This window comes from Wolbachia endosymbiont of Mansonella perstans (genome assembly GCF_020278605.1).
GTDB lineage: Bacteria > Pseudomonadota > Alphaproteobacteria > Rickettsiales > Anaplasmataceae > Wolbachia.
This window is the reverse complement of sequence record NZ_JACZHU010000068.1, coordinates 1-5,726: the sequence shown is the minus strand read 5'-3', so window position 1 is coordinate 5,726 and position 5,726 is coordinate 1. Positions and strand designations below refer to the sequence as shown.

Genomic DNA, 5,726 nt, shown 5'->3' with positions numbered 1-5,726 from the left:
AAGTGGGGTAAGAAAGAGGCAGACAAGAAGGAATCTCCATCGGTTATCAAAAAGGCAGGGCAGAAGAGAGAGGAGAATGAAAAATAGGCTAAAATTGCTGTGGCTAAAAACCTGCTTAAAGCTGGCGTATCTGTTGATATCATAGCTTAAACTACTGGTCTTCCTATAGCTGAAATTGTACCAACTCAGAGAAGAAGTCACGAGTTAACCGCTTAGTTACCAATATATTTTGAAGTAAACTGCCCACAGGGCTTCTTTTGCTTTTTTTATTTGATAAATTTCTTAATATTTTTAATCGCTGAAACAACAAGTAGTGTCACGCATAAGGTTACTCGGATAGCACTGACATTGTGTATCCATTCTACTGTAATGCAGGTAGATCAATCTGTAAATTCTGCACATCCATAAAAAACATATCTTCTTTTTTATCTTGAATGCCGATGGTAGTGTGGGTATTAAGAGATAAAGGATCGTTTGTATACCCATGATCTATTTCTTGAATTGTGAACACCGGAAAGTCGACACTTTTTGCAAATCTCTCTATTTGCGATTTCAATAAGATTATCGTTACCGGAATTAGTAAAGCTACCAAAAATCACCGTTTGCGCTCAATCGAAAATATGAGCTTGTTTTAGGTGATCTAAGCCGCGCTCCATTGCATATGGATAAACTCTTATGTCCTCCAAAAATGAAATTTCGCCTTTTGCATTTACTTGCCAAGCAGTTCCTATGTTATTTTCAGTTAAAGTCATATTATCACCAATAATTTTAGATTCTAATCTGCCGTTTTTTAGTTTTATACCATTGTCGATTATTTTTGAGTTGTCAAATCTAATGGAATCTCGTTTGTTCAGAATTAACTCTTTTAATTTTCAACAGAGCTCTCAGAAACGGAGTTATTTACTATTATTTCCAACATGGTACTGTGAAGAGTTTGCCAATTGTATTTAGCTTGTAGATAAATGTGTAAAACAGTTATATCGCTATACCCCATGAGAATTTTTTAGGCAATTCTTTCTTTTTTATCATTGGGTGACTTTTCTAGATAGGGAATCAACCGGGAAGCTCCTGTTCCTCCTCTAATGCACCAAGTTATTTTGCTATCGTCAGTTAAGGCACTAATCAAATCATTTGCTCTGAATTCGTCAGATCTAGAGTGAAATGGATTATCGTTACTGTGTATTTTCTCCGAAACATGGGGATAAAAACCCAAGGCTTCCACATATTCTTTCATGGTAGTTAGATCTGATTCTTTTCCCTTTGAAGAAAGAGCAATAATATCGACTTGATCAACTACACAGACACCCGTGTTAATACATAAAACAAGGAGAAGTATAAAATGTAAACAATAATGGAACGCATTAAAATATCTTATAAAACTCTTTTTTTAATATGTCGTCCAATTCAGAAAGTGAAACTTCGACTCCTAGTTCTTTCATTGATGTAGCACCATAATCTTTCAGCCCGCAAGGAATAATGCCTCTGTAGTGAGAAAGATCTGGAGAGACGTTAAGTGCTATGCCATGGTAAGTTATCCATTTTCTTACACGAATGCCAAAAGCTGCTATTTTTCCTTCTACTCCGTTGTTATTCACCCAAATACCTATTCTATCTTCTTTAAATTCTCCGTTGGTGTTAAAGTACTTTAGAACATTAATGATCCAATTGCTTAGATCTCTGATATATAGCCTTATATCGCATTTATTTCTTTTTTTAAGATTGAGCATTAGATATATAATGCGCTGACCCGGGCCATGGTATGTATATTTACCACCCCTGCCTGTTTTATATACAGGAAATAATTTTTCAACAATGTCGTCATCTGTTGCGTTGATTCCTGCTGTGTAAAGTGGAGGGTGCTGGAGCAGCCATACTAGCTCATCAGATAAACTATCGTAAATTCTTTGAATTTTTACTTCCATGAATTTTACAGCATGGTTGTAATTGATAAGCTGATTAGATACTAGCCACTTTACCATGTTATATTTCTTTGCTATTTAAATCTGTTGATGTCATCCCAGTGCATAACACTGACCACAGTTTTCTTTATTCCTAATGATATCTTGTAATATATTAACTTCTATGCCATTAGCAAAAGCCAGTTATGGCAAATCTTCAGTTGTTTGTCAACACAGGTGCACAAAATCTTCTTTACATATAGGTAACTTCTTTTATTGAGAAAATTCAGGGAAATGTCGTATAATTATTGTAGTAGGTTTTGGTAAAACATATGGCAGACTCAAGATTCAGCATAACTTTTAATAATGAAATTTTAGAGTACCTTGTTAAGTTGGCTAGAATAAAAAACAGTCCATTCAAGATCTGGCGCAAGAGCTAATGCAAGAAGCAATTGAAATTGAGGAGGAAGGTATGGCACTAGCTGAACTTGCTGCTAAATGCTCAGGTGTAGAGAGAGTTAAGCTTGAAAATGTTAAGTGGGAATAAAGCCCTACAAATTGAATTTCTAAAGGATGTTACAGAAATGGGTTTTTCAGCTCTCCCAAAAACAATAAGATTGAGAGTTGAAAAAGTGGATCAATTTACAAAAGACTCGATTGAAAAGAAAAAGAAAAAGTTAGAAGCAGTGGAAGAAGAATTTAAGAAAAACAAGAGAAGGAATATAAAAATCTTAGAAAAACATTTCCATGATAGAACACTTCAACCTCTTAGTTAGTTTAACAAAGTAGGGAAGAAAGAAACAGGTTGTAGTTCAGGATTTTGAGCAGAGCACCAGTATGGTGAAAACGATATAGCGACTTTCATGGTTGAGTCTGTTTTGAACCACACTCTGACAGGAGAGGAAAAGCAGTCTAAATAGAGCAGTTCAAAAAATCCTTCTACAAAAGATCAAGAAAAGCTATAAAATTGCAAAACCCTGTAGTTTGTCAGATTATACAATAGATGGTCTTCTTGATTCATCATAGCAGTAGGTAGAAAATAATGTATGTTATGATGACCTGAATGTTGCCGATTTTATTGGGAAATATATTGCTGTGATTTATGTAAACTGTTTTTATATGATGGAGCTCCGGTTATTGAGTTAGTAACAAATGATAATTTGCTAGAAAAAAGATTTACTGATAGTAGTAATGAATTTAAAGAGTGCATTGAGCAAGAGAAAGATCAAGATCAACTTCATTTGAGATCAAAGTTTTTGGATAAGTTTACAACATTAGTGAATATTAAGGAAAAAGGTAAAAATTACCAAGATGCAAAAGGTTTTGAAAAAATATTAGCTGCTCAAATGTTGCTTGGGGAAGCTGACATTATGCAAACAGAAAACCTTGCGTGATAGAAAAAGAATATGAAAATGTGAAGGGTAAAAAAGTAAAAGAAAAACTCTGGGTAAAAATTGACCATGGTAGGTCGCTTTACTTCTGTGTTAACCACTGTAGCAAAATTCCATTGCTTGTGCTTGACTTTAAAACCTTATATGGAATTGAACTGGATTATAAAAGATTAGCATTCGAATTAAGCACGCATGTGTAAGACTATGTCTGAGAATAAGGAGCTGATTGACAAGTTGATATATAAAAAAGCTAGTAATTTAAATCAACTTCTAAATCATAAAATGAAGTTTACTCTTAGGATATCTATCTAGTATTTTACCGCCAGTTTTTTGTGAAGAGGTGTTTAGTTATTCAGCTAAGTCTAAGGAATTTGTATCTGACGGAGGTAATAATTTAGGTAGTTACTTTAAGCGGAGGTTACAGAATCAAATTCAGACTATGAGAGAATATTCAGAAGTGCTACATGTTACAACAGAGATTGAGAATAATATTCAGAGTCTTGCTGTAATTTACTAGCACTTTTTAACTCTCAATTTAAAGATCCACTGATCTGGACAATAGAAACAGGTAAAAAACTTGATGGTAGAGACCCTACAGTTTGGGCAAATAGATAATGGCAAAAACATTGAGGGTAAAGATTCTATAACCTGGACAGTAGATGATGGTAAAAACATTTAGGGAAAAAGCCAGAAAGGTGGAAGGTGCAGTTAGTGAAATTTGTAAATAAAGCCTTACTTCCAATTGCTGGTCTGGCAACTGTTGCTTGTATTGGTTTTGTTATTGCAAATTCAAATATAGCGTTAATTATTTCTGTAGCTGTGGTTGCATTAATTGCAGTACTTATTGTTAAGCTCATTGTTTCATATGTACAAAAAGACTTGTTATAAAATAGCACTACAAGCACAAGCCTTAGCAACTCAAGTGCTGAACAACTTCAATAGGGGCTCTCAATTTAGGGTAATTCACATAGGTTGGACCTATGCTTAAAAATGTTTGTACTTAAATATACAACTAGCGCCTTTGCCAGTAAAATAGCACTTTACTTTACATAGAATTTGGATATCATTTGAAATATATTTTTGAGAGTTAATATGTCAGAGGTTGCGGGTGTAGAAATTAAAGAGCAAGCTGTGTGTGAGAAAATGTGTTTTAGCGTCAGCCGCGCAAGTCTTTTAAATACGCTATCCAGAGTAAGCGGGGTGGTCGAAAGGCGTAATACGATAGATGTTTTAGCGTGTATAAATATCAAAGCACAACATGGCAGCATAGAACTAAAGGCCACCGATCTTGACATTTCAATATTTGCCTCACTTGCTGCAGATGTGTCAGCTGAAGGAGAAGTAAAAATCTCAGCACATACTTTGCACGACATAGTGAAGAAGTTGCCAACTGATTTGGATATTAATTTCGGAATGAATGATCAAAGGAAATTATTGATATCTTGTGGAAATGCAAACTTTTCTTTACCAAGTGTAGTTTCAAATAACTTTCCTGTTCTTGAGGAAGGGGATCATAAATATGATTTTACTCTACTGAGTGCGGATTTGGTAGACTTATTAACTAAAACGAAGTTTGCTGTGTCACTGGATGATACAAGATACAATTTGAATGGGATATACTTGCATACAGATGAACAATTTCTGTATTGCGCTGCAACCGATGGTCACCGTTTATCGTGTATAAAGAGGCCTAAACCTGAAAGTATCAACGGTAAATTTGGTGTGATAATCCCGCGTAAAGCTGTCATGGAGTTGCTGAAAGTATTGGATGATTGTAATGAAATTAATATAAAGCTCTCAGGCAGAAAAATCAAATTCACATGCGGTAAGTATATTTTAATATCAAAGCTAATAGATGGAACTTTTCCAGATTATAAAACTGTTATTCCGGCGTCTCAAGATAGACAAATGGTTGTTGAGAGTGGCAAGCTAGCTAGTGTTATAGATCGGGTTTCCGTTGTTGTATCCGATAAAATAAAATTCATTAGGTTTTCGTTACAAGAAAAATTATTAACTCTAAACTCAAACTCCCAAGAGTGCAGTGATGCAACTGAATCCATAGAGGTAGCTTATAATGAAGCTCCTATGTCCGTAGGGTTTAATTCACGCTATTTGCTTGATGTTTTGTCTTGCATAAAAAACAAATGTAAGTTTAGCTTGTCAGATGGCAATAGTGCTACGATTATCATTGATGAAGATGATCCAAATGCATTATATATAGTAATGCCAATGAGGACTTAAGCTAGTAGTCTACCTTTACCAAATATAAACCGCAAGGTGGTGCAGTAACTCCAGCAGCATTTCTTTTACGTTGGTTTAATATATTTAGCATCTCTTGTGGATTAGTTCTATTTTTTCCAAATTCAACCAAAGTGCCGACAATGATCCTCACTTGGTTATGTAAAAAAGAAATTGCAGATATTTTGATGTATATATG

The 5,726-nt window shown here is 34.6% G+C and carries 6 protein-coding genes and 3 pseudogenes; 6 read left to right on the top strand and 3 right to left on the bottom strand.

Annotation, left to right across the window (positions count from 1 at the left end; translation table 11 throughout):
- Window positions 1-11 precede the first annotated feature (11 nt).
- A pseudogene (locus tag IHO13_RS06025) lies at window positions 12-150 on the top strand (Rpn family recombination-promoting nuclease/putative transposase); the annotation flags it as partial.
- 211 nt (window positions 151-361) lie between these two features.
- On the opposite strand, the pseudogene IHO13_RS04205 reads toward IHO13_RS06025, so the two are convergent.
- Both IHO13_RS04205 and lipB read right to left on the bottom strand, forming a co-directional pair.
- Window positions 362-1,353: pseudogene (locus IHO13_RS04205) on the bottom strand (LD-carboxypeptidase).
- Window positions 1,354-1,361: 8 nt separating this feature from the next.
- Window positions 1,362-1,979 (bottom strand): lipoyl(octanoyl) transferase LipB, encoded by a 618-nt coding sequence (gene lipB, locus IHO13_RS04200; protein WP_225538416.1) that lies wholly within the window; start codon window positions 1,977-1,979, stop codon window positions 1,362-1,364.
- 449 nt (window positions 1,980-2,428) lie between these two features.
- Here lipB and IHO13_RS04195 point away from each other — a divergent pair, with 449 nt between their 5' ends.
- The 5 genes from IHO13_RS04195 to dnaN all read left to right on the top strand — a co-directional run bounded on the left by IHO13_RS04195 (window position 2,429) and on the right by dnaN (window position 5,530).
- Window positions 2,429-2,674: a hypothetical protein gene (locus IHO13_RS04195; protein WP_225538415.1), complete on the top strand. Its 246-nt coding sequence runs from the start codon at window positions 2,429-2,431 to the stop codon at window positions 2,672-2,674.
- Between the two features lie 384 nt (window positions 2,675-3,058).
- A complete protein-coding gene (locus IHO13_RS04190; protein WP_225538414.1) occupies window positions 3,059-3,292 on the top strand; it encodes a hypothetical protein in 234 nt (77 codons plus the stop codon).
- Window positions 3,289-3,489, top strand: coding sequence for a hypothetical protein (locus IHO13_RS04185; protein ID WP_225538413.1), 201 nt, complete (start codon window positions 3,289-3,291; stop codon window positions 3,487-3,489). Before IHO13_RS04190 ends, IHO13_RS04185 begins: the two co-directional genes overlap by 4 nt.
- A gap of 511 nt (window positions 3,490-4,000) precedes the next feature.
- Window positions 4,001-4,177, top strand: a complete 177-nt coding sequence (locus tag IHO13_RS04180; protein ID WP_225538412.1) for a hypothetical protein — start codon at window positions 4,001-4,003, stop codon at window positions 4,175-4,177.
- A 204-nt stretch (window positions 4,178-4,381) separates the two neighbouring features.
- On the top strand, window positions 4,382-5,530 hold the full coding sequence (gene dnaN, locus IHO13_RS04175; RefSeq protein ID WP_225538411.1) for a DNA polymerase III subunit beta: 1,149 nt from the start codon (window positions 4,382-4,384) through the stop codon (window positions 5,528-5,530).
- Window position 5,531: 1 nt separating this feature from the next.
- Here dnaN and IHO13_RS04170 read toward each other — a convergent pair.
- A pseudogene (locus IHO13_RS04170) lies at window positions 5,532-5,726 on the bottom strand (tRNA pseudouridine(38-40) synthase TruA); the annotation flags it as partial.